At 46.0% G+C, this 24,425-nt stretch carries 16 protein-coding genes; 13 read left to right on the top strand and 3 right to left on the bottom strand.

The genetic code is table 11. The annotated features are described in order from the left end of the window. Positions 1-18: 18 nt before the first annotated feature. The 7 genes from BI182_RS02775 (at position 19) to BI182_RS02745 (ending at position 11,153) form a co-directional block, all read left to right on the top strand. Positions 19-1,521, top strand: a complete 1,503-nt coding sequence (locus BI182_RS02775; protein ID WP_286805378.1) for a TIGR02677 family protein — start codon at positions 19-21, stop codon at positions 1,519-1,521. Between the two features lie 3 nt (positions 1,522-1,524). Continuing rightward, the gene (locus BI182_RS02770) at positions 1,525-2,670 is read left to right on the top strand and encodes a TIGR02678 family protein (RefSeq protein WP_286805376.1); all 1,146 of its coding nucleotides are present in this window, start codon (positions 1,525-1,527) and stop codon (positions 2,668-2,670) included. A 1-nt stretch (position 2,671) separates the two neighbouring features. Beyond that, entirely contained in the window at positions 2,672-6,760 is a 4,089-nt protein-coding gene (locus BI182_RS02765) for a TIGR02680 family protein (RefSeq protein WP_286805374.1), read from the top strand. Then, complete coding sequence (locus BI182_RS02760) at positions 6,747-8,021, top strand: TIGR02679 domain-containing protein (protein ID WP_286805372.1); 1,275 nt, start codon at positions 6,747-6,749, stop codon at positions 8,019-8,021. Before BI182_RS02765 ends, BI182_RS02760 begins: the two co-directional genes overlap by 14 nt. Before the next feature lie 346 nt (positions 8,022-8,367). Beyond that, complete coding sequence (locus BI182_RS02755) at positions 8,368-9,537, top strand: YcjF family protein (protein WP_286805370.1); 1,170 nt, start codon at positions 8,368-8,370, stop codon at positions 9,535-9,537. Beyond that, positions 9,530-10,654, top strand: a complete 1,125-nt coding sequence (locus tag BI182_RS02750) for a GTPase (RefSeq protein ID WP_286805368.1) — start codon at positions 9,530-9,532, stop codon at positions 10,652-10,654. The genes BI182_RS02755 and BI182_RS02750 overlap by 8 nt, the downstream gene beginning before the upstream one ends. Before the next feature lie 61 nt (positions 10,655-10,715). Beyond that, positions 10,716-11,153: a flavodoxin domain-containing protein gene (locus BI182_RS02745; protein WP_070371666.1), complete on the top strand. Its 438-nt coding sequence runs from the start codon at positions 10,716-10,718 to the stop codon at positions 11,151-11,153. 183 nt (positions 11,154-11,336) lie between these two features. Here BI182_RS02745 and BI182_RS02740 read toward each other — a convergent pair whose 3' ends face one another. The 3 genes from BI182_RS02740 to BI182_RS02730 form a co-directional block, all read right to left on the bottom strand. Further along, the gene (locus BI182_RS02740; RefSeq protein WP_070371665.1) at positions 11,337-12,605 is read right to left on the bottom strand and encodes an ammonium transporter; all 1,269 of its coding nucleotides are present in this window, start codon (positions 12,603-12,605) and stop codon (positions 11,337-11,339) included. Between the two features lie 153 nt (positions 12,606-12,758). Further along, positions 12,759-13,100 carry a P-II family nitrogen regulator gene (locus tag BI182_RS02735; protein WP_070371664.1) on the bottom strand — a complete coding sequence of 114 codons (342 nt, stop codon included), beginning with the start codon at positions 13,098-13,100 and terminating at the stop codon, positions 12,759-12,761. Positions 13,101-13,191: 91 nt separating this feature from the next. Next, the gene (locus BI182_RS02730; protein WP_502691628.1) at positions 13,192-15,225 is read right to left on the bottom strand and encodes a glutamine synthetase III family protein; all 2,034 of its coding nucleotides are present in this window, start codon (positions 15,223-15,225) and stop codon (positions 13,192-13,194) included. A 549-nt stretch (positions 15,226-15,774) separates the two neighbouring features. Here BI182_RS02730 and BI182_RS02725 point away from each other — a divergent pair. The 6 genes from BI182_RS02725 to carB all read left to right on the top strand — a co-directional run bounded on the left by BI182_RS02725 (position 15,775) and on the right by carB (position 24,379). Continuing rightward, positions 15,775-16,002, top strand: coding sequence for a hypothetical protein (locus BI182_RS02725; RefSeq protein ID WP_070371663.1), 228 nt, complete (start codon positions 15,775-15,777; stop codon positions 16,000-16,002). A gap of 433 nt (positions 16,003-16,435) precedes the next feature. Then, the gene (gene glnA, locus BI182_RS02720; RefSeq protein WP_070371662.1) at positions 16,436-17,764 is read left to right on the top strand and encodes a type I glutamate--ammonia ligase; all 1,329 of its coding nucleotides are present in this window, start codon (positions 16,436-16,438) and stop codon (positions 17,762-17,764) included. Between the two features lie 35 nt (positions 17,765-17,799). Continuing rightward, entirely contained in the window at positions 17,800-18,372 is a 573-nt protein-coding gene (locus tag BI182_RS02715; RefSeq protein ID WP_026393392.1) for an ANTAR domain-containing response regulator, read from the top strand. A 356-nt stretch (positions 18,373-18,728) separates the two neighbouring features. Further along, positions 18,729-19,997, top strand: a complete 1,269-nt coding sequence (locus BI182_RS02710; protein ID WP_250934368.1) for an adenylosuccinate synthase — start codon at positions 18,729-18,731, stop codon at positions 19,995-19,997. Positions 19,998-20,069: 72 nt separating this feature from the next. Then, complete coding sequence (carA, locus tag BI182_RS02705) at positions 20,070-21,188, top strand: glutamine-hydrolyzing carbamoyl-phosphate synthase small subunit (RefSeq protein WP_286805354.1); 1,119 nt, start codon at positions 20,070-20,072, stop codon at positions 21,186-21,188. Then, the gene (carB, locus tag BI182_RS02700; RefSeq protein WP_286805351.1) at positions 21,179-24,379 is read left to right on the top strand and encodes a carbamoyl-phosphate synthase large subunit; all 3,201 of its coding nucleotides are present in this window, start codon (positions 21,179-21,181) and stop codon (positions 24,377-24,379) included. Before carA ends, carB begins: the two co-directional genes overlap by 10 nt. Positions 24,380-24,425: the final 46 nt, after the last annotated feature.

Raw genomic sequence — 24,425 nt, 5'->3', positions numbered from 1 at the left:
AAAGAATAGGTACAATTGATGAAGTTTGAAGTAACCGGAAAACTAACCAGACAAATTGATGAGATGCGGTATCTGACCGTGGAAAACGCCTGGCGATATCGCAGTATTCTGCGCTATTTTTACATCCAATACGAAAAAATGAAGTATTGGTTATATAAGGAAGACGTTTATGAGGCTTTGAAGGAAAACGAGGAATTTAAAGAATATACTATGGAAATGTGTAAGCAGGATCTGGATGCTTTGCTGTTATGGAAAAACCTATCAGCGATTCAGGATACTGACAAGGTTTCCACCGTGGAGGAATTCAAGAATAAGCAGTTTCGCTATCAGCTTTCCGAATACAGTGTGGAAATTGAACGACTGACAATTCGGCTGGAAAATCTCTTTGTAGAAACCGCATCGCTGGAACCGACCCTGCTGGAACGGCTCCGGGAAGAGCTCAAAAAACTGTCCCAGATGGCAAAACAGGGTGAAAAGGAAGTGGGGAGCTGGTGGAGCAGTCTCAACAGTGATTTTAAACGGCTCAACCAGAACTATCAGGATTATATCCGTGATCTCTATTCCATCAAAGCTGAGGAAATGATGAAAACCCGGGAGTTTATGATATTTAAGGATAAATTTATCGAATATCTGCGGGATTTTGTCAAAGGTTTGCAAAACCATGCCAACGCCATTGAGCACATCTTAAAGAACCTGGCGTTAGAAGATATTGATGCGGTGCTTGAAAAAGCCATCGCCTATGAGGTGTCAATTCCCAGAATTGATGCCGAGCTTGACGAAGTGGGAATTAAAGAGAATATTTATGGACGTTGGGACAGCCTCAATGCCTGGTTTTTGGGATCGAAGGGAAATGAGAGTGAGGCGGCCAAACTGATGGATATTACCAACGATATTATCAGAAAGATCACCCGCTACGCCGCCCAAATTTCGGAAAGCCGAAACAGTGCCATTAACCGGAAGGAAGAATACCGCAAACTGGCAGAACTATTTGATCAGTGTCGGGATATCAAAGAGGCTCATAAGCTATCGAGCTTAGCCTTTGGCATTTTCAATATGAAGCATCTCAAGTCCGACCATTTCAGGGAGACTGAGAGCATCAACAGTCATGTCTTTGAAGAAACACCCGGAACCACGATGTTAAAGCCCCGGGTTCGGGGGTATCAGGAGAAATCTGAGCGAAGGCCCATTCGCAGCAATAAAGACAAAAAAGAAGCGATGATGAAGCGGATCCAATTGGAACGACAGATCGAGGAAAAGACCATGGGAAATTATGTGATCGACCATTGCATCGACTTTGCGACGCTGCCGGTGATTGAACAGCACGTCCGAACGACGCTGTTGAAATGGCTGAGCAAGGGAATTTCCGGAGCCGATAAAAAAGGCAAAACCGAGGATGGCCGGGTTTATCAGGTGGAACTGCCAATTGAGCGAAATCAACGCTGTGTTTTGCGGTGTGAGGATGGCAATTTGGAAATGCCAGCCTATATAATCCGTTTTTTGGATAGTAAAGAAGAGGTTTGATAGATGAAAGAGCTGGAACTACTGCTGGATCACTACTGGGTGGTAAAAGATGATGATAAGGATGTGTTTTATCGGGTGAAGGACAGCATTCCCGAATTTAAAAGCTTTCTCAATGAGAAACTGGGCTATGGAATTATCATCAATCAGTATTTGATCAAGCTGGAAAAAATCCCCGGTTCCGCCGAGAGTTTTATGGGCATTCAGGAATTCAGCCATCCTATGGAATATGTGCTGTTATGTCTGCTTTTGATGTTTCTGGAAGACCGTTCCCGGGATGAACAGTTTGTCCTCTCAGAAATTACCGAATTCATCGCCGGAAATAATATCGGAAAAGAAAAAATCGACTGGACCCAGTACAGTCACCGCAAGCATTTTATCAAGGTATTACGTTTTGCCCAGACCCTGGGATTGATGAAGGTCAATGATGGTGATGATCAGAAATTTGCTTATCATGACGATGCCGAGGTTTTATATGAAAGCACTGGTTTATCCCGGTATTTTGTCCGTCATTTTACTGCAGATATTATGGATTTTGCCAATTATCTGGATATGGAAAATGCCGAATGGGGGGATCTGAATGCTGATCGGGGTGTCATCCGACGGCAGCGGGTTTACCGCAAGCTGTTGATGGAACCGGTGGTTTACTCCCAGGGGACGGAGGATGTGGATTATGACTATATTAAAAAACAACGGGGTCTGATGGAAGCGGATTTTTCAAAATATCTGGAATATTCTCTCCATGTCCATAAGAACGGCGCCATGCTGGTGGTACCGGCCGAAAAAAATATCCAGGATGGCTTTCCGAATACTAAAGCGATTTGCGATATCACCCTGCTGTTTGTGGCTCAGATTCGGGAGTCGCTTTCCGAAAAAAAGCTGCAGATCAATCCGGCTGGCGGTATAACGCTGTCCCGGGTGGCCTTTGATGAGCAGGTAGCGGTGTTAAAAGAAAAAACGGGAAACAATTGGAGCAAGGAATTCCGGGAAATGTCACCAGTCGGACTGGCTGAAAAACTGGTGGCCTATCTGGAAGAATTCAAAATGTTACGGCAGCTTTATGACGGCCGGGAAATCGAGATCCTGCCGCTGGCGGGAAAACTCATGGGGAGTTATCCAGAAGCGGTGACAAAAGGAAGTGGGGAGAATTAAGATGCAGGACAATCGATGGGTAATGAACCGGGCTGGTTTGGTTAACTTCTGGTATTATGATGAAGAAACCTTTGATTTTTCCCAGGGGCGGCTACTATTGCGGGGCTCTAATGGCTCGGGAAAATCAGTGACAATGCAGAGCTTTATTCCGCTGCTGCTGGATGGTAATAAAAGTCCGGAGCGGCTGGATCCCTTTGGTTCAAAGGCTCGAAAAATTGAGAACTACATTCTGGGGGATGATGAAAATGGAAAGGATGAATCCATCGGCTATCTTTTTATGGAATTTAAAAAGAAGCACTCCAACAATACTGTCACGATTGGAATGGGGTTTAAGGCAAACCGGGGAAAGCCCCTGAAATCCTGGGGTTTTTCCATTACTGATGGCCGTCGGATTGGTGAAGATTTCTTTTTATATAAACAAATGGGTGAGAAGATACCGCTGACCATGAAAGAGCTGGAAAACCGGATCGGAGCCGGTGGCCAGGTGGTGGAGGGTCAAAAAAACTATATGAAGCTGGTGAACGATCTGGTTTTTGGATTTGATGATCTGGACGAATATGATGAGCTGGTAAAATTACTGGTTCAGCTCCGCAGTCCCAAGCTATCCAAGGACTTCAAACCAACAGTGATCTATGAGATCATGGAAAATTCACTACAGCCGCTGTCAGAGGACGATCTCCGACCAATGTCCGAGGCCATTGAAAACATGGATAACATCAAAAGTCGTCTGGAAGTTTTAAAGGAATGCAAGAGCGCCGCCGATCGGATCCGCCAGGCCTTTGACCGCTATAATCATTTTATTGTGCTGGATAAGGCCAGACAGTTTCATGACCAGCACCTTCGTTTGGAACAGGAAAAGAATCTAAAACTTAAAAAAACCCGAGAGATCAATCAGGCGGGAAAAGCAATTACCAGTCTGCAAGAAAAAATCAGCAGTCTGAAAATTTTGCTTCAGACCCAGCAGGAAAAAAAGCTGGAACTAGAAAACCATGACAGCGTGAAAATCCGGGAAAAGATCATTCAAACTGAAAAAGAAGTCGAGGAACTGGCCACAAAGCGGTCTGAAAAGGATAAGCAGCACGAAACAAAAAGGCAGCAGGAGCGGGATCTGGACAATCAGGTAGCCAGTTGCCGACAGGAAATTGAAGCCGGAGAAAGCAGCATCATCAATCAGCTGGCAGAGATGGATGGTTTGGCAGAAGCCTTTGCCTTTGATGAACATGATTTCATGCGGGACGAAGTCAAAAAAGATATCACCGAGCCTTTTGATTTCGGCTATGTTACGACCACCTTGAAAAATCATACCCAGACCATCAGTCGGGCGGTTAAAGCGCTGGAAAAGGAAAAACAGATGTCGGAAGTGTATGACAAACTGTTGATGGAGCTGGATGAACTCAAAAAAGAATTGGGTGCGAAAGAACGCCTGCTGGAACAGGCGAACCGCCAGTTAACAGAAATTCAGGATGAATGTCTGGAAAAGCTGTATCAATACAATCAGAATAATCAGGAATATATTATTTCAGCCGATGGTTTAACGCAGCTCTCCCGGGAAATTCGGCAATTTGGCCCGGAAAGCAATTTTAACGACATCGCCCAGATTTTTCAAAAAGAGCTGATTGGTCTAGAACAGGTAAAACGGAATCAGCTCTACCAGGAACAATCCGAATGGGCAAAAATAGACCAGCAAAAAACCGAGAAAGAAGCCGAAATTGATGTCTGGAAAAAGATGAAAGACCCGGAACCCTTCCGCACAGAAAAAGTAAAGAACAACCGAAAAAAACTGGTGGAGTTGGGTATTCCTCATCTGCCGTTGTACAAGGCGCTGGATTATGTGAAAGGGGTGGACAGTTCGACTCAGGCGGCCATTGAAGAAGCTTTAGCCGATATGGGAATCCTGGATGCTCTGATCATCCCCACGGCTTATCGCGAAAAACTGGCATCAATACCGGAGCTGACCGGGGATAAGTACCTTTATCCAGCCCCCCAGTTTATGGTACACAGCATCAATCAATATCTGAAGGTGGAGCCGTCACTTACCGAGATTGCGCCGGAAGAGGTGGCAAACGTATTGACCAGTATTCTCATTGATGAAAACCATCATACCCACTTAGATGAAAAGGGTCATTATCGTTTGGGAATTTTAAGAGGAAGGGCCAGTGGTCTGGAAACACCCAAATTCATTGGTTCCTCGGCTAGAAAAAAGTATCGTGAAGAAATTCAGAAGACGCTGGAAGCGGAATTGGCAGCCATTATGGTTCGTCTGGCAGCAAGCAGTGAAGCGCTGGCTAAAATTAATCAGGAAATTGAAACCTTGAAGCGGGAGTTTTCCGAAGGTCTCCATCCGGAGGATCTGGTTACGGCGGCTAAGGTGGTTAAACAGGCTGTTTTTGACTACGAGATGGCTTTAAAAACAGCGGAAAAGAAGACCGCTGAAGAAAAAATCTTGTTTGATGCGGTGAAAAAAATAAAGCAAGAGGTTTTCGAGATCACCCGTAGAATCACCCTGCCTTTGAATCTGGAAGCCTATGGCGAAGCCGAAGCTTCGGCTTTGGCCTATCGTGATGAGCTTCATGGTCTGGAAAAGCAAAAGCTGCAATTAAATTATAGTCTCGACAGCTTAAGGGTGGCAGAAAATCGGTATCAGGAAGTTTTGCAGGAAATTGATGATGTGCTGTATGAGATCAATGGCATCAACACTCGGCGGGCTACCATGGAAATGATGCTGACGAATCTTAATGAGCAATTAAAACTCACCGATTATGAGGCCATTAAGTCCGAACTTGAACAATGTCTGACAGCATTAAAGGAACTCCCAATCGAAAAAGAAGACGCCGCTATCCAGCTGGAAAGAGAAAAAATGGGCGTTAAGCATATGACCAGGGAGCTTTGCGATCTGGAGCAGGTACTTAGACAGCATGAGCAAATCGACTTAATTATGGAAGCGGCCTTTAAAGAAGAGCTTGATCTGGGCTATGTGGTCAAATCGCCGGAAGGCGATCTGTTTGGGATCGCCGTGAAGATGCTTAATAAAAATCCGGTTGCCGACAAACAAAGCAAAGAGCAGGCTACTCGCAAAATCGTGGAAAATTTAAATATCAATAGCCAATACCTCCGGGATTATTCGCTGAACAGTCAATATATTTTTGAAAAAGAATGGTATGACGAAGACGCAGAGGCGGTAAAAAAAGCCCATGAGATCAGAAGTCGGCTGAACATCACGGCGAAAGTCGCCGGGATGGTGGTCAATTTCTATGATTTATCTGAATATTTGAAAGATAGTCTGGAGGAAACTGAAAAGCTTCTGAAAGAAAGTGACCGGGAACTATTTGAAGATATTCTGGTTAAGAATATCAGCAAAAAAATAAGTGCCCGGATTTTCCACAGTGAAAAATGGGTCGATAACATGAATCAGCTGATGGAAAAAATGGACACCTCGATGGGGCTCAGTTTTAGCCTCAAATGGTCCAGTAAAAAAGCTGAAACGGAAGAACAGCTGGATACCAAAAAGCTGGTCAACCTGCTAAAAATGGATGGCAATCTGTTAAGGGCTGAAGATCTTAATGCCCTTTCTGAACATTTCCGATCAAAAATTGCCCTGGCTCGACGAGCCCTGGAAGAGAAGGAGGTCAATCTGACCTTCCATGCGATTATGAAGGATATTCTGGACTATCGAAAATGGTTTGAATTTAAACTGTTCTTTAAAAAAACCGGGCAGCTCAGTAAGGAACTGACCAATAACGGCTTCTTTAAATTCAGCGGTGGCGAAAAGGCAATGGCGATGTATGTGCCCTTATTTTCGGCGGTTAACGCCCGGTATGAGGCCGCCAGCAAAGAAAGTGCCCGGATTATTTCCCTTGATGAGGCCTTTGCCGGGGTCGATGAGCAAAATATCCGGGATATGTTCCGGCTCCTCAATGAACTGGATCTCAGCTATATCATCAATTCCCAAATCCTCTGGGGCGATTATGACACCGTTGATGCGCTGGCGATCAGTGAGTTGATCCGGCCGGATAACGCCGATTTCGTCACCGTGCTGCGTTATCACTGGAATGGTAAGGTACGAAAACTGGTGATCGATGATGCTTCATGAGTTTGTTGTCTATCTCAAAGCCAATCCCGGTTATGATCGGATTATGAAACAGATCCGTGAAAAATACCAATCCCTTGGACATCTGGGTGGCACCATCCGATTGGATAAAATAACCAGTGACGAACGGGAGGTGCTAAGAAGTTTGTTTAAAAAGAATTATCTTCAGAAAAGTGCTGCATTTTCGGTGGAAAAATTTATCAGGGCCTTTGAAGAGACAAAATATCAAGGGGCAGATTTTGAAGAAGTGCTGACCTGCTATTTTGGTGAAAAGCTGAGCTGGAAAAAAGATTTAAGAAGCCAATATGCTGATGAGAAAAGCCGTTATTTTTCGGAAATCATCGCTGTCTTTAATGATTCGCCAGCGGCCTTATGGTTGGAAACTGTTTTGGCGAATAAAAATAATGCCTATGCACTGCTTAATTTAAAGTATAACGAAGATCCGGAGCATTTAAAAAGACTCCTGACACAGGTTGGCAATGGTCTGAATCGATGCGTAGCTGAATCAAAAAAGGTGCGGCTGGCCCTCTTTGCCTCGCAAATTACCAAAGATCCCCATGCCTTCGATATGAATCGGGATAGTGGTCGCTTGCTGCTTTACGCCTTAGCAAGTTATTATCAACTTGATTATCCCAAAAATGCGCAAGCCCAGATGGAACTTTTATACCGGGCCGGTCTTATTTATGATGAGGTTTCCAATTATACCATTGGTCGAGGAATAAGGGCTTTTGTAGGGGATAAAATCCATTTGGGCTGGGCGGGTTTTGCTGAAGCTGGTGAACCACTGCATATTTCGCTGTGGAATATCAGCAAGATCGACCGGGTCAGCTGCTTCAAGAAGCGGATCTTTGTTTTTGAAAACCCGACCGTATTTAGTGAAATTGCCGGGATTCTGGAAGATCGACCCGGCTCGCTAATTTGTTCGACGGGTAACGTCAAGGTAGCCACTTTATTGCTGCTGGATAAAATTGTTCAAGGGGGCGGTGAGATTTATTACAGTGGTGATTTTGACCCGGAAGGGTTGCTTATTGCCGATAAGCTTAAAAAAAGATACGGTTCTAAATTAATCTTATGGCATTTTACCCCGGAAGCTTATCAAAAGATCCAGTCCAAAAAGATGATCTCGGCAGCCCGCTTGAAAAAGCTGGACAGCATTGAATCACCGGAATTAAAAAAGCTGGCTGAAGTGATAAAAAAATCCGGTTACAGTGGTTATCAGGAAATGCTGGTGGATCAATATCGCAACGATATTGAAATACTTTGAGGTGTCGAAAAGAATGAATGCGTCAATTTATCAATCGGCTTCAAGTAAAAAAGAACCCTCTAAATAAAGAGGATTCTTTTTTGTGAGAAAGGAGTTCATGAAAAGAAAATCTATGTTAAACCAGAGGATTATTGAGGGATAATCCTTTGGTGAAAACCCGGCAAAAAGATGGTAGCGGTGTATCGTGCAGTCTTAGTTTACCGCCAGTCTGTGGTCGGGTCTTGATTATTTTGTGATAGTTAGGTGAAGATTTAATTAAATTGAAATTAACAATGTGCTGGTATAATTTTAGAAACTGGCCGCCTGGTTATGAACGACCAGGCAGAAACAAAGAAAGAGGGAGCCAATGAAAGACTATCGACCCGATGATTTTGATTTTAATAAAACCCTTGGCGAAATCAGTGCCGGGATCAAAAAACCAAACATTCTAATTTGCGGCGCTACCGGTGCCGGAAAAAGTTCGGTGGTGAATTATGTGTTTAGTGAGAATCTGGCCCAAATTGGCCATGGCGTTCCAGTGACCCGGGGGATTACCCGGTACCAACGGGAGGATGCCGGGGTAGTGCTTTATGACACCGAAGGCTATGAAATCGGAACCGAGAAAATTTCCCAATACCAGGCCAATGTGGAAGGCTGGGTCAATGCGTTTCGCAACGCAGCCATTAACTCAGTAAAAAAAGAAGAGGGCAATCAGGAACTGAATAACCAGATCCACGAGGTCTGGTATTGTATTTCGGCCGGAAATAAACGGGTTACCGATATGGATATCGATGTAATCCAGATGCTTAAAGCTAAGAAGCTACCGGTGGCAGTGGTATTGACTCAAATTGACAGCCTCGATGCCAAAGAACTCGAGGCGATGGAAGCGGCCATCAGAGCGTATTGCCAGGTGGATTTTTTTCGGACCAGTGCATCCGCTGATCCGGACGTGATTGCCGCCTTGCAGGATTATCTGCAATGGGAGGAACTGATTGGTTGGGCCATTGATCATCTCGATGAGTCCTTGCGGGAAGGGTTTATCAGTGCCCTCAAAGGAAATCTGGCGGCTAAAAAAAGACTGATCAATCACAAGATTATTCCCCTCTATACCAGTGGGGCAGCAGGGGTGGCCTTAACGCCAATCCCTTTTTCGGATGCGGCGCTGCTGGTGCCGATCCAGATTAAGATGTCGCTGCACATCATCAAAATCTACGGATTGGAACAGAAGCTGAGCAACCTGTCGTCACTGGTGGGCTCAGTAGTGGTTTCGGAATCCGGCCGATTGTTGGCCCAAACCCTTAGCAGCAGTCTATTTAAGCTGATTCCCGGGGTTGGCACTGCCATTGGCACCACAGTTAATGCGGTGGTGGCATCCAGCTTTACAGCCGCCATGGGCTATGCCATATCTCAAATCTGTTTTAACTGCGCGACTGCCGTGTTTGAAGAAGGTAGAGACATTGAGTGGATGGACTATTTCAACGGCGAAAATATTGCCACCTTAATGACCGAATGGTTTAAGGTGTCCCAGCGTGGTTAAGCAATGCGAAACCAATGTCCTGATTTTGGGAAAAACCGGGGTCGGGAAAACGTCGCTGTGTAATTATATTTTTGGCGCTGAAGTGATGAAGACTGGGGCTGGTCGGCCGGTTACCGGGATGGGGATTTTTACCGAAACGATTTCGCTGAGTCCCCAGCTGGTTCTTCATCTTTACGACTCCTGGGGCCTGGAAGCGGACAAATCAGAAAGTTGGAAAGCCCTGATTCAGGAGGTGCTGGAGCAGCATAATGTCCGGGAAATCCGGGAGTGGTTCCATACCATTATCTATTGTCTGTCCGCCAAAGCTGCCCGGGTGGAAGACTTTGATCTGGACATGATCAGGGCCCTGGGAAAAGAGGGCAACCCGGTGCTGGTGGTACTGACTCATTGTGATGTGATGAATGTGGAAACTGCGATTACCGCGATGCGCGTAGCGATTACAACCAAAACGGGGGTACGGAATCAGGATATTGTCGAGGTATCCAGCCACGCCAAAAAATTGCTCAGCGGCAAGACCACCCAGGCCTTTGGCAAAGAAAAAATCATCCATCGGATCAAGGTCAATCTGCTCGATTCCATTTCCGGTAAAATGCCGCAGATATTGGCAACCATCGGCCAGGAGAAAATAAATAGTTGGTTTAAAGATTGTCAGGAAGTGGTCCAGAAGCAGGTCAGTTTTTTAAACCCGACCTCCGGAAAAAAAGAAATCAGCCGTAATGATTTTTTTGATCGCTACGCCCAGGAAATAGTTGAGGAGATTGGCCGGGAATCGGATGCGCTTTTTAATGAAGCCTTTGAATTCTACGCTGTCTTTAGCCACCAGTTTTGCGGCAATGCCCTGGTAGAAGCGACCGACCAGCTGAGGATTCCCGAGATTACTCACTTTCAGATAAAAAAAAGCGACAAAATTGGAACTTCGATTGCCGGAGCGGTATTATTGGCTATCCCGGTGGTGGGACTGCTGGGCAAATTTGCCATCCAGGAAAAAACCCGGGCCTATTATCGGGAAGGGTTGCGGCACAACAAGGCCTTGTTGGAAGACCATCTGCAAGTCTGCGTTGAGATCTTGGCCCAGGAATTAAAAAAAATAAACTCCGGATTAAAACGTGAAGAATAATCATCGGGTTTTGGGGTATATAATTAGACAACGTAAATTTTCATAAGAAGGAGAAGCAGAAATGGAACTGGTAGATAAAATTGGTGTGATCTATTGGAGTTATAAAGAAAGCACGGAGATTATGGCTGAAAAAATTTCCAATGGTATTGACGAAGCTGGTGCAAAAGCGATTTTAGTCAACGTGGTTGACTTTGATATTAATACGATTGACAGCTATTATAAAATTGCCCTGGGGTGCCCGGCAATGGAAGGGGAAGCTCTGGAGAAAAGTGAGTTTGAACCGTTTTTTAAAGCTATATCCGGTCATCTCAAGGGAAAAAAGGTCGCTCTGTTTGGCTCCCACGGATGGGGTGCAGGGGAGTGGATGCAGATCTGGGAGAACCAGGTGAAAGATTTGGGAGCCCTTCTATTTGATCATGGTCTGACCATCCTGGGGGAACCCGATAAAGCCGGGCGCCGCCGTTGTGTTGAGTTTGGCAAGGCTTTTGCTGAATTTTAAAGGCACATACAAAACATTGAGTTAAAAAGAAAGCCCGGGAAGTTTTTACTTCTCGGGCTTTTGTCACAACATGGGGTTTTAATAAGACTTAATCAGATCCGTCAAATAATGGAACAAGGGGGGTGTTCCATTATCTGCCGGGTGATTGATGTGATTTTGTGGGATGAAGAGCGAAATGGAGTCTTAGTTCATCCGGCTGACAAAGTCAGAGTACGCTTCAATACCGTGTTCGTGAACGTCGAGGCCTTCAATTTCAACGACTTTTTCAACCCGGAGGCCAACTGTTTTCTTAAGGCCATAGAACAGCAGGAAGGAAGTGCCTAAGGTCCAGGCAGCAACCGACACGACACCGATAGCCTGAACAATTAACAGATCGATTCCACCGCCATATAATAATCCCAGAATGGCATCTTCTGTGCCTGGCAGGTAGTTGGCAAATAAACCAACCAGCAAGGTACCAGCTACACCGTTCATACAGTGAACGCCAACAGCCCCAACCGGATCATCGATTTTAAGCTTCTGATCAATGAACGGAATCCCAAAGGTGATAATCACACCGGCGATGACGCCAATGACAATCGCGCCCCAGAGGGTTACAACCAGACAACCGGCGGTAATGGCAACTAGACCACCCAGCACACCATTAAGGGTCATGGAGATATCCGGTTTTTTATAACGGGCCCAGGTTAGTGCCATAACAGTGATTCCACCGGCAGCAGCGGCCAGATTGGTGGTCATGGCGATATGGCCAATATCCAGGTTGACTGCCAGGGTGCTACCACAGTTAAATCCAAACCAGGCAAACCAGAGAATAAAGACGCCCAGGGCACCCAGGGTTAAACTGTGACCGGGTATGGCATTGGCTTTGCCGTCTTTGTTATATTTACCAATTCGGGGCCCGACAATGATGGCACCCATCAGCGCCGTCCAGCCACCTACCGAGTGAACAACGGTTGAACCGGCGAAGTCAACAAATCCCATGGAGCTGAGGAATCCGCCGCCCCAGGCCCAGTGACCAACGACCGGATAAATAATCAGGCTGACAAAAGCGGAGATTATACAGTAAACCGAGAATTTCGTTCGTCCGGCGACTGCCCCGGATACAATGGTGGCGGCAGTGGCACAAAAGACCGTCTGGAAAAAGATAAACAGTTCTGGAGTAACCGCCTCAAAAGCCGAAACATTGGTCAGATTTTCGGGGTTGAAGAAACCACCCATGCCGATGAGTCCACCGACGTCCGGACCAAACATAAAAGCAAAACCAAAACAGAAAAATAAGATGGAGCCGATCATAAAATCGACAAAGTTCTTCATGATGATGTTCCCGGCATTTTTAGCCCGGGTAAAGCCGGTTTCGACCATGGCAAAGCCTGCCTGCATAAAGAAGACCAGGACTGCTGCCAAAAACACCCAGACAATATCGATGTATTGTTGTAATGCTAATAATTCCATAATAATAACCTCTCTTACTTGAATTGAAAAACACAAATATAATCATGCAAATGGAAGCAAAATAATCTAATGCGGTATAAAAAAAGAAGACAGCTTTAATAGTTCATTAAAACCTATCTCCTTTGATAGTTTTGTTTCGCTTCTCTATTCATCTTATATTGCATCAACGCCGTGATCACCGGTACGGATCCGGACAACATCGGCAACATCGTAGACAAAAATCTTTCCGCCGCCGATTTCGTCATCTGCTGCGAGTCGGTCTTTGATGATCTTAATGATAATCCCGGCGGTTTCAGCATCAGTTACCGTTTCTACTTTAATTTTAGGTAGAAAGTTAACGGTGTAGGCAGTCCCACGATAGGATTTCTGATAACCCTTCTGGTTTCCATAACCCATGATATTGGTAATCATCATGCCCTGAACATCACAGGTGTTTAAGATTTCTTTTAAATCTTCCAATCGTTCAGGTTTAATGACTATTTCAAGCTTTTTCATATTGAACCTCCTTATCGTCTAACATGAATGGATAATTGGGGGGAGGGGTATACCCCCCCAGCCCCGATTACTTTTATTATTGGGAATTAAATTATACGTAGAATAAAATATCTTCGTAGGTTGGGAATGGCCAGTATTTTTCGGCGACAATTTCTTCTAACGAATCAGCAGCGGTGCGCAGAGCGCCCATCGCAGGGATTACTTCAGCACAGAAGTAATTGGCTTCAGCCTGTTCCCCTTCGCATTCTTCGGCGGCTGCCAGCGTTGTTTCCAGGGTGTCGATAGCTGTGATAAAGGTACCAAAAAGAGTGGACAATTTTTCAGCCAAGGCGGTTTCTGCACTTAAATCGATGGAACCAATGGCTTTTTTAGCGGTAAGGGTATCAACCACTTCTTTGGTATAGGTAACAATGGCTGGGGAAATTTCCCGTTTAGCCAGGCTCAGCATGGTTAAAGCTTCGATGTTGATGGTTTTGATGTATTCTTCCAGCAGGATTGTCTGACGAGAATCCATTTCGGCAGGAGTGAAAATATTATGTCGTCCGAATAAGGCCACATTTTTTTCGGAAGTAAATTCGGCCAGGGCTTCGGGGGTTGTTTTTAAGTTTGGCAGACCACGGCGGGCAGCTTCCTCAACCCATTCATCCGAGTAGTTATTGCCATTAAAGACAACATTCTTATTTTCTTTAACTGATTTTTGAAGTAGCGCATCAACAGCAGCATCAAAATCATCGGCTTTTTCCAGAATGTCAGCATAATCAGAAAGGACATCAGCAACAATGGTATTTAAGGTGATGTTTGGACCGGCGATGGATTGGTTTGAACCAAGCATTCTAAACTCAAACTTATTACCAGTAAAGGCAAAAGGAGAGGTTCGGTTTCGGTCGGTAGCATCGATAATGAATTTTGGTAAGCTCTTAACGCCAAGCTGCATGACCAGGTCTTTGGCTTCAGTTACGGGTTCGCCTGTTTCGATGGATTTTAACACGGCAGTTAACTGCTCGCCCAGGAAAACTGAAACAATCGCTGGTGGTGCTTCATTGGCCCCTAGACGATGGTCATTACCGGCAGTTGCCACAGAGATCCGCAACATTTCGCTGTATTTATAGACCGCTTCGATTGTGGCACAAAGGAAAACTAGGAATTGTTTATTTTCTGATGGATTATCGCCAGGGTTTAACAAGTTTTCACCAGTATCGGTTGACATCGAGAAGTTATTGTGTTTACCGGAACCGTTAACCCCATCAAATGGTTTTTCGTGTAATAAACAGGCCAGATCATGACGGTAGGCAACCCGTTGCATGAACTCCATAATGAGTTGATTATTATCGGTGGCGACATTGGTGTTGGTGAAAATTGGGGCCAGTTCATGCTGGGCTGGCGCAACTTCGTTATGACGGGTTTTGGAAGCAATCCCCAAGCTCCATAATTCACGATCCAGCTCTGCCATATAGTTGGCAACACGGCCACGGATACGGCCAAAGTAGTGTGTTTCCATTTCTTGACCTTTTGGTGGTTTGGCACCAAACAAAGTCCGGCCAGTCAGGATTAAATCTTTACGTTGTTTGAACATGTCCCGTTCAACCAGGAAGTATTCCTGTTCTGCACCGATGGTGGTGGTTACCTTCTTGACATCTTTACCGAACAGCTTTAGGATTCGTTTGGCATTTTCATTGAGGGTTTCCATGGAGCGTAACAGCGGTGTTTTTTTATCAAGCACTTCTCCGGAGTAAGAACAGAAAATAGTCGGGATATAAAGGGTGGTTCCCTTAATAAAGGCATAAGAGGTGGGATCCCAGGCGGTATAACCACGGGCTTCAAAGGTGGCCCGTAATCCGCCGGAAGGGAAGGATGAGGCATCCGGCTCGCCCTTGATCAGTTCTTTACCGGAGAATTCCATAATCACCTTGCCATCTTCAGTGGGGTTGATAAATGCATCATGCTTTTCAGCAGTGATACCAGTCATTGGTTGGAACCAATGGGTATAATGAGTGGCACCTAGTTCTAGCGCCCAATCTTTCATGGCATTTGCCACGACTTCAGCAACGTTTTCTTCCAGAGGTAAATCCTCTTTCATTGTTTTTAACAGAGAAGCGTAAATGTGCTTTGGTAAGCGCTTGCGCATCACTCCAGCATTAAAAACCTTTGATCCGAAAAGATCAGATACATTTTCATTATTTGGCACGAGCGTGTCCTCCTAAAATATAATTTGTATAATTATAACATAACTGTCACCATTGTCAGATATGTTACAATAAAAGCTGATTAAAATCAAATCGAAGGTCGGGAGTTAATTAACTCACTTCGTTTTGACAGGGGATTGCTTTTCAGGGGGTGGATCTGAAAAGGTTAAGAACTGCCCCAGCAAAAAGTGATTAAAAAAAAAGCGCCTTAGAAAGTGTTCTTACACTCTCAAAGCACCATTGCTATCGTCACTCTCGTGGCAGTTACTACTATTTAATTTAAGCTTATTATAGACGATGGATGAACGCTTGTAAAGAAAAATTTGCAAAAAATTACATGTAATGGTTATCAACTTGGAAAGACTTCAGGAATGATTTACAAAAGCAAAGGCCTACTATATAATAGAGCTAAATAATACATGATAGCAAAGAGAAGTGTCGGCTATTTTTGGCGGCACAGGCTGATGATTTAAAAGGAAAGGAAATTTAAAATGAGTATCGAGTTTAAAATGGATGAAGAAAAGCACATTAAGGTGCTGGATGCTTTATTGGGTGATCCAGATCTGATGATGGCTTTAAATGCTGCTGAAGACTTCGAAGCTGGCTATCGTCTGGTGGCGGAACGAGTGCCCGGTTTAAGTCTGGAAGAATTTGCCGGATCGATGGAAATGATGCGACAAATTGTTCTGGCCCAAATGGAAAAAGGTCCGGTTCAGTAAGCAATGACCGGAAGTTTGCCAAAAGCCTATTGACAGCAGGTTGGTGGGCTTTTGGCAGTAACCTGTAAACCTTGTCAGTGAAAATAAAGCAAAAAAAAATTGAAACCGTAGAGAAAATATGGTTTAATGAGAGAACCACTCACTGAAGTACATTGTATACAAAAATAGAATAAGAAGTGTGCAAAGAACAAAGGCGTTCGATCCTCCTGAAATTTTTATGGCAGAGGGGATCATTTAGCATGTTCTTTTTTTGTTTGTTGGTCGATGGCAGAAAACCTGTGGATTCAGGGGACAAGTGGGTAAAAATACAGAAAACAACGCAAATGCCCAATCGTGGGGCGGTTTGATCTAAAGAAGCCGCAGGAAAATAGGTTAATATATAAATAATGATATGGAAGCAATCGGGTTTTTAAAATAATTTGGAGGTTTTAGAATGAGCTTAGCAAAAAATATAATTGAAGCGATGAAATTTATTGAAGCGAATGATGTGAAATTTATTCGGCTTCAGTTTTGCGATCTCTTTGGGCAAAATCGTAATATTGCGATAACGGCGATGCAAATCGAACGGGCCCTGGCTAATGGGATTCCCTTTGATGCCTCGTTGGTAGTGGGTTTTTCAGAGTCCCGGTATACGGATTTGATTCTGCATCCGGATATCAGCACCATGCAACTGCTGCCCTGGCGGCCACAACAGGGGAAGGTAGCCAGAATTCTCTGTGATATCCGTTATCCCAATGGGGACATTTTTGAGGCGGACAGTCGCTATATTTTAAAAGAGACCATTAAACGGGCCCGAGATCTGGGCTATCAGTTCAATACCAGCGCTGAATGCGAGTTTTATCTCTTCAAGCAGGATGAGAACGGCGATCCGACCACCATTCCCACCGACCAGGCCGGTTATTTTGATCTGGCGCCCTATGATCGGGGGGAAAACACCCGCCGGGAAATTTGCCTGACCCTGGAAGATATGGGTTTTGAAATTGAAAGCTCCCGCCACGAAGCTGGCCGGGGCCAGCATGAAATTGACTTTAAGCACGATGACGCTTTGTCGGCCGCCGATAAAATCATGACTTTTAAAACGGTGGTCAAAACGGTCGCTCAGCGCAATGGGGTTCACGCCTCATTTTTACCGAAACCACTGATGGAAGAACCCGGCAGCGGAATGCACATCCATGTGTCGCTTTTAAAAAATGGCCAGGATATTTTTGAAAACCGGGATGGCGTTCTGAGTACCGAAGCCAAATACTTTATGGCTGGCGTGCTGGCGCATGTTAAAGGGATGACGGCCATTGCCAATCCTCTGGTCAACAGCTATAAACGGTTGACCGGCGGTAAAGAAGCGCCCCGTCATATTGGCTGGGGCTTTGGTAACCGCTCCCCACTGATCCGGATTCCGCTGGAGGCAGATGAGTATTATCGGTTTGAACTGCGGGGGCCGGATCCCACCTGTAATCCGTACTTGACCTTTGCCATTATTCTGGCGGCTGGTCTGGAAGGAATCGATAAACAGCTGGTCTTGATGGATGAGTTAAAACTCGACGAAGAGGAAATAACCAGAGACCCGCTGGCCATTAAAAACATTCAGGAGCTGCCGATCACCTTAATGGAAGCCCTGACGGAGATGGATGCCGATCCATTAATTAAAAATGTGCTGGGAGAAAACCTGGCGGCTAAATACATTGAGCTAAAAACCGCTGAATGGATGGATTATATTAAAACCGTTCATCCCTGGGAAATTGAACGCTACCTCTTAACTTATTAATCTGAAAAAAACCAAACCGGCAGGAGGTGAAGGGGATGAGCAGCGTATTATTAGTATGTAAGCAAGATGACGTAATTCGTGGCCTGGCTGATATTCTTCGGCCGATGAATTTTCAACTGATCGATTCGGCCAATTCAGCCGCCGAAGGTCGACGCAGACTGCAGGAAATTGAATATGATCTGGTGATCGTGAACACCCCCTTAGGGGATGAGTTCGGGGTTGATTTTGCCGTTGATATTCTGGAAAAATTCATGGTCGGGGTGATTTTGATCGTCAAAAGCGAACTGGTCGATCATGTCGAAGAAAAACTGACCGATACAGCGGCTTTTGTCGTCCCCAAACCGCTCAACCGACAACTGCTGGTTCAGAATGTTCGCTTTGTCTGCCAGTCCCGGGAAAAAATCCAGAAGCTGCAAAGTCAGAACCAGGCCTTGAAAGCTAAAATTGACGATCTCGGGGTTGTCTATCGGGGTAAACTGTTTTTGATGGGTCATCTCGATATGACCGAAGATCAGGCGCACCGCTACATTCAAAAAAAGGCCATGGATATGCGAACATCCCCCCGAAAGGTAGCGGAACAGATTATCAAAACCTATGATAAAAAATAACGTAGTCGTTAATATAAAAATATGATCAAGCTTCCTGATGAGATAAACTCTTGTTATGAAGCTTTTTACGTGTTAAGCTTTAAGATAAGCGGATTATTTTAAGTGTTTGTCAGCTGAAAAAAGCGAAATATAAAAATGTAAACAATATCATCAAAAAAACTGAAAAAATTGTGGAACAAATACCATGGCTTTATGTTATAATACTGTGGGAAAAAATGATCCCATAAATAGTAAAATAGATAATCATTAAAATGCTTAATCAGTGGTGTTCGATCAAGGTGCGCAAAACAAATGGAAGTCATTCCAGGTGGACAGCTGTACTTATGGTCTGAGGTTGATGGAAGGAATGAGAATAGATGTCGATTTCTGTATTAGTTGGCGCCCAGTGGGGCGATGAAGGCAAAGGCAAAATGGTGGATTATTTCGCCAAACAGTCTGATTTAATTGTTCGGTTTCAGGGGGGCGATAACGCTGGTCATACGGTTATTAATGATTACGGTGTGTTCAAACTTCATTTAATTCCCTGCGGTGTGTTTAATAAAGACTGCCAATGTTTAATCGGAACCGGGGTGGTGGTTAATCCGGATGTCTTGCTTGAAGAAATGCAACAGATTATCGAAGCAAAGGTCAGCCTGGACGGACTTAAAATTTCGGCCAAAGCACATATTCTCATGCCCTATCACCAAAAACTGGACGAACTGATGGAAGCCAGTGGTGGTATTGGTACCACCAAGCGGGGCATCGGTCAGGCCTATGCTTATAAAGCAATGCGAAAAAGTTTGCGCTTTGAAGATTTACTGAATCTTGATAATGCCAAAAAGAAACTGGAAACCATTGTCCCGGTGGTTAACGATCAAATGGCTTCCTATAAAATAGAACCCTATACGGTTGAAGCCTTGTTTGCCAAATGCGAAGCCTGGGCTAAAACTTTTGGTCACATGATTGTCAATCCGGTTGGATTTTTGCATGACATGATTGATGCCGATAAAAATATTCTGTTTGAAGGCCAGTTAGGCGCCATGAAGGACATTGATCTGGGGATCTTCCCCTATGTTACCTCGTCCAACCCGATTGCGGCTTATGCAGCCGTCAGTGGTGGCTTTCCAGCCAAGAAAATTGACAAGGTTATTGGCGTAGCTAAGGCCTTTTCCAGTGCCGTCGGCGCCGGTCCCTTTCCGACTGAAGAATTTGGTGGCACCATTGATATCCTCCGCGGTACCGGTGAAAAACCGGATGATGAGTTTGGGGCCCGAACCGGTCGCTCCCGTCGCCTGGGCTGGATTGATATTCCGGTGCTGAAATATACCCATGCCATCAATGGCTTTGATGAATTGGCCCTATGTAAAATTGATAAGCTCGATGATCTGCCGGAGATTAAAATCTGTGTTGATTATAAACTCGATGGCGAATTGATCAAAGATTTCCCCAATACGGAAGATTTAGAGCGGGTTGAACCGGTTTACATCACCCTTCCTGGTTGGCTCAGTGATACTACTGGTATCCGACGACTGGAAGATTTACCAGAGAATGCAAAAAAATACATTAAAACAATTGAAGACTTGGTTGGAACGACCATTGCCTATGTAGGTGTTGGCCCGAACCGAGAGGACTTAGCAATTCGATAAATGTGCTAAATTGAAATACCTGGTTGCGTGCAATCAGGTATTTTTTGGAAATAAAGAATACGGAGGTAAACAATGTCTTATTACAAACGAGATAAGCGGGCCTGGCTGGTGCTGTCGGATGGCAGTGTGTTTGAGGGCTATAATTTTGGGTGCGAAGGCACCACCATTGGCGAAATCGTCTTTACGACCGGGATGACTGGTTATCAGGAGGTGCTCACCGATCCGTCTTATTATGGACAGATTGTGCTACAGACCTATCCTTTAATTGGGAACTATGGCATTAACGCCGATGATATGGAATCAGAGCGGAGCTGGATCAATGGTTATATCACCAAAGAATGGTGTGAAGAGCCATCCAACTTTAGAAATACCCACAACATCAATGAGTTCATGATTGAGCAGGATAAGATTGGGATCTGGGATGTCGATACCCGGGCGATTACCCGGGTGATCCGGGAACACGGTACGATGAACGGTGCCATCACCACCGAAGACATTGCCACCACCAAGGAAGCGCTGCTAGAAAAAATCCGCAACTTCAAAGTCGTCAATCCGGTTCAGGCGGTCACCCGCAAAAACAAGGGCTGGTATTATAGTCAGGTCAACCGGGCCAACCATGTTGCCCTGATTGATTATGGTTATAAGCACAACATTTTGCGGATGCTATTGCGTCTGGGCTGCAATGTCACCGTGATGCCGGCCAATACCACCATTGATGAGATCCGCAATCTCAATCCCGATGGCATCATGTTGTCCAATGGCCCTGGCGATCCGGCCGAAAATACTGAAATCATTGAAAACCTCAAGGACTTTGTCAAGTACGGCAAGCCGATTTTTGGGATCTGTCTGGGTCATCAGCTGCTGGCACTGGCCATGGGCGGGGAAACCTTCAAGCTGAAATACGGCCATCGGGGGATGAACCAGCCAGTCAAAGATGTCACCCGGGATCGGGTTTTTATCACCAGCCAGAACCATGGCTATGCCGTGGTGCCGGAAAGCATTCCGGCTGAAGTGGGCAAGGTGACCCATTTTAACTTAAACGACGGTACCTGCGAAGGAGTTGAATATCCCGATATTCATGCCTTTACGGTGCAGTTTCACCCGGAAGCCAGTGCTGGCCCCAACGATACCGGCTATTTATTTGAACAATTCACAGATCTGATGGAAAGGGGGCAACAAGGATGCCTTTAAGAAGCGATATTAAACGAGTCCTGGTGATTGGCTCCGGTCCCATTGTGATCGGCCAGGCGGCCGAATTTGACTATGCTGGCACCCAGGCCTGTAAGGCCTTAAAAAATGTCGGCTTGGAAGTGATCCTGATTAACTCCAACCCAGCGACGATCATGACCGATAAAGCGATGGCCGATAAAATCTACATTGAACCGCTGACGCTGGAAGTTATTAGGCGGATTATTCTGATTGAAAAACCGGACAGTATCCTCTCGACCCTGGGCGGTCAAACGGGCTTAACCTTGTCGATGCAGCTGGCTAAAGAAGGATTTTTGGATGCCCACGGCGTCAAGCTGCTCGGCGCCAATCTGGAAACCATTGAAAAAGCCGAAGACCGTCAGGCCTTTAAGGATATGATGCGGGAAATTGGTGAACCCTGTATTCCCTCTGAAGTGGTGGTTACGGTGGAAGATGCGGTTCGTTTTGCGTCGTCCATCGGTTATCCGGTAATCGTCCGACCCGCCTTTACCCTGGGTGGTACCGGCGGCGGGATTGCAGCTAACCAGCAGGAGCTGGAAGAAATTGCCACCCACGGCATCCGGCTTTCGCCAATCAATCAGATTCTGGTTGAAAAAGGGATTGCCGGCTGGAAAGAAATTGAGTTTGAAGTAATGCGGGATGCCAAGGGCAACGTGATCACCGTTTGTAGTATGGAAAACTTTGACCCGGTGGGGATTCACACCGGCGATTCGATTGTCGTGGCCCCCTGTCAAACCCTTAGTGATAAGGAATTTCAGATGCTTCGGACTTCGGCCCTCAAAATTATTTCCGCCCTGAAGGTTGAAGGGGGCTGTAACTGTCAGTTTGCCCTGAACCCGGAAAACTTTAATTACGCCGTCATTGAGGTAAACCCCCGGGTTTCCCGTTCATCGGCGTTAGCCTCAAAAGCCACCGGCTATCCGATCGCCAAGGTCGCCAGCCAGATTGCCATTGGCTTCTCGCTGGATGAAATCATCAATGAGGTTACCGGAACCACCACCGCCTGTTTCGAACCAGCCCTGGATTACATTGTCGTCAAGTTCCCGCGTTGGCCCTTTGATAAATTTGTCTATGCCAAACGAACCCTTGGCACCCAGATGAAGGCCACCGGCGAAATCATGTCGATTGGCTCGAGCTTTGAACACGCCATGATGAAGGCTGTCCGCTCCATTGAATTAGGTCTCGAAACCCTGACCATTGAGCGACTGGTGGAAGCCAGTGATGAGGACATCATGAGGATGCTGGCCGCTTCCGACGATGAACGTTCCTTTGTGGTCTATGAAGCCATCAAACGGGGGGTCTCGATGGATACGATCACCCAGATTACCCGGATTGACAAGTGGTTCCTTGATAAACTGCGCCATCTGGCGGTGATGGAAAAGGACTTAAAAACCCTGGGATTAACCGACGAGCGGGTTCGGGTGGCCCGGGAGCTTGGGTTCCTCGATAAAACCATTGAAGAATTGTCCGGCCAGAAAATTGCCGAAGTCAAAAAAAGTTACGCCTCCTTTAAAATGGTTGACACCTGCGCTGGCGAATTTGCCGCCCAGACCCCCTATTTTTATTCCACCCGGGATAAAGAAAATGAAGCGGCCCTCTTTATTGCCGATCATCCGACGGGCAAAGAAAGGGTGCTGGTGCTGGGGTCCGGCCCGATCCGGATCGGCCAGGGGATTGAGTTTGACTATTGCTCCGTGCACTGCGCCTGGGCCCTGCGGGAAAAAGGCTACGAAGCGATCTTTATCAACAACAACCCGGAAACGGTCTCAACCGACTTTGATACCTCGGACCGCCTTTATTTTGAACCACTGACCAAGGAAGATGTCCGCTCGGTGGTGGAAACCGAAAAACCGATTGGGGCCATTGTCCAGTTTGGCGGCCAGACGGCCATTAAGCTGACCCGCTATTTAGAAGAAATGGGTGTGCCAGTACTGGGCACCTCGCCATCCAATATCGATGCTGCCGAAGACCGGGAGGTTTTTGATCAATTGCTGGAATCCTGTCAGATTCCCCGGCCTCAGGGCGAAACCGTCTATACCACGTCTGAAGCGGTCGAGGTCGCTGAACGTTTAGGCTTCCCGGTGCTGCTGCGACCATCCTATGTCCTCGGCGGCCAGAACATGATCATCGCCTACGAACCCGAAGACGTGGTCGAGTACATGGATATTATCACCGCTGTGGAACTGGAAAACCCGGTATTGATTGACAAGTACCTGATGGGCAAAGAGGTCGAAGTCGATGCCATTTGCGATGGCGAGAGCTATCTGATTCCCGGGATCATGGAACATATTGAACGGGCCGGGGTCCATTCCGGTGATTCGATTTCGGTTTATCCGCCCCAAACCCTGGATGCCCGCACCCGGGAGACCATCATTGACTACACTGGCCGTCTGGTAAAGGCCCTGGATATTGTCGGAATGGTCAATATTCAATATGTCATTTATGAAGATGAAGTCTATGTGATCGAGGTCAATCCCCGATCCTCCCGAACGGTGCCCTATATTTCCAAGGTTACCGATATTCCGATGGTCAACATTGCCACCAAGATGATGCTCGGCGACAAGCTGGCCGATCTCGGTTATGCCCCGGGTCTGCAACCAGAAGGCAACTACGTGGCCGTGAAGGTGCCGGTCTTCAGTTTTTCCAAGTTGCAGGATGTTGATACCCAACTGGGACCAGAAATGAAATCCACCGGCGAAGTTTTGGGGGTCGCCAAAACCTTTGCTGATGCCCTGTATAAAGGTCTGGTGGCTTCCGGCCGGAGTATGGAGCGTTCCGGCGGCGTGCTGCTGACCGTTAAAGACCGGGATAAAGAAGCAATTGTCGAAATTGGCCGCCAGTTCCATGAAATGGGCTTTACCATCTACGGAACGGTCGGTACCGCCCTGATTCTCAACGAAAACAATATTCCCACCAAGGTGGTTCGTCGATTGGCCGAAAGCAAGCCCAATATTGGAGATCTGATCGAAAGTGGCAAGCTCAACTATGTCATTTCGACCTCCAGCAAGGGTCGGATGCCCCATCATGACGATGTCCGGATGCGTCGCAAATGCGTGGAAACCTCCATTGCCCTGCTGACCTCCCTCGATACCGCCCAGGCGCTGCTGGATTGTTTAAAATCCAACCGCACCATGGCCGAAATCGAACTGGTGGATATTAAAGATATTCGCTAAAAAGCGGGATTCTTAACAAAAGAACTTATTCAATCGCATTGAATAA

Source organism: Acetobacterium sp. MES1, from assembly GCF_002237635.1.
Lineage (GTDB): Bacteria > Bacillota > Clostridia > Eubacteriales > Eubacteriaceae > Acetobacterium > Acetobacterium wieringae.
Note: the sequence above shows the minus strand (reverse complement) of the source record. Positions and strands in the feature narration are given on the sequence as shown.

Excerpts from the sequence above, each read along its gene's own strand:
- BI182_RS02775 (WP_286805378.1), top strand. The coding sequence starts at position 19 with ATGAAGTTTGAAGTAACCGGAAAACTAACCAGACAAATTGATGAGATG.
- BI182_RS02770 (WP_286805376.1), top strand. The coding sequence starts at position 1,525 with ATGAAAGAGCTGGAACTACTGCTGGATCACTACTGGGTGGTAAAAGAT.
- BI182_RS02765 (WP_286805374.1), top strand. The coding sequence starts at position 2,672 with ATGCAGGACAATCGATGGGTAATGAACCGGGCTGGTTTGGTTAACTTC.
- BI182_RS02760 (WP_286805372.1), top strand. The coding sequence starts at position 6,747 with ATGATGCTTCATGAGTTTGTTGTCTATCTCAAAGCCAATCCCGGTTAT.
- BI182_RS02755 (WP_286805370.1), top strand. The coding sequence starts at position 8,368 with ATGAAAGACTATCGACCCGATGATTTTGATTTTAATAAAACCCTTGGC.
- BI182_RS02745 (WP_070371666.1), top strand. The coding sequence starts at position 10,716 with ATGGAACTGGTAGATAAAATTGGTGTGATCTATTGGAGTTATAAAGAA.
- BI182_RS02740 (WP_070371665.1), bottom strand. The coding sequence starts at position 12,605 with ATGGAATTATTAGCATTACAACAATACATCGATATTGTCTGGGTGTTT.
- BI182_RS02735 (WP_070371664.1), bottom strand. The coding sequence starts at position 13,100 with ATGAAAAAGCTTGAAATAGTCATTAAACCTGAACGATTGGAAGATTTA.
- BI182_RS02730 (WP_502691628.1), bottom strand. The coding sequence starts at position 15,225 with ATGCGCAAGCGCTTACCAAAGCACATTTACGCTTCTCTGTTAAAAACA.
- BI182_RS02725 (WP_070371663.1), top strand. The coding sequence starts at position 15,775 with ATGAGTATCGAGTTTAAAATGGATGAAGAAAAGCACATTAAGGTGCTG.
- glnA (WP_070371662.1), top strand. The coding sequence starts at position 16,436 with ATGAGCTTAGCAAAAAATATAATTGAAGCGATGAAATTTATTGAAGCG.
- BI182_RS02715 (WP_026393392.1), top strand. The coding sequence starts at position 17,800 with ATGAGCAGCGTATTATTAGTATGTAAGCAAGATGACGTAATTCGTGGC.
- BI182_RS02710 (WP_250934368.1), top strand. The coding sequence starts at position 18,729 with ATGTCGATTTCTGTATTAGTTGGCGCCCAGTGGGGCGATGAAGGCAAA.
- carA (WP_286805354.1), top strand. The coding sequence starts at position 20,070 with ATGTCTTATTACAAACGAGATAAGCGGGCCTGGCTGGTGCTGTCGGAT.
- carB (WP_286805351.1), top strand. The coding sequence starts at position 21,179 with ATGCCTTTAAGAAGCGATATTAAACGAGTCCTGGTGATTGGCTCCGGT.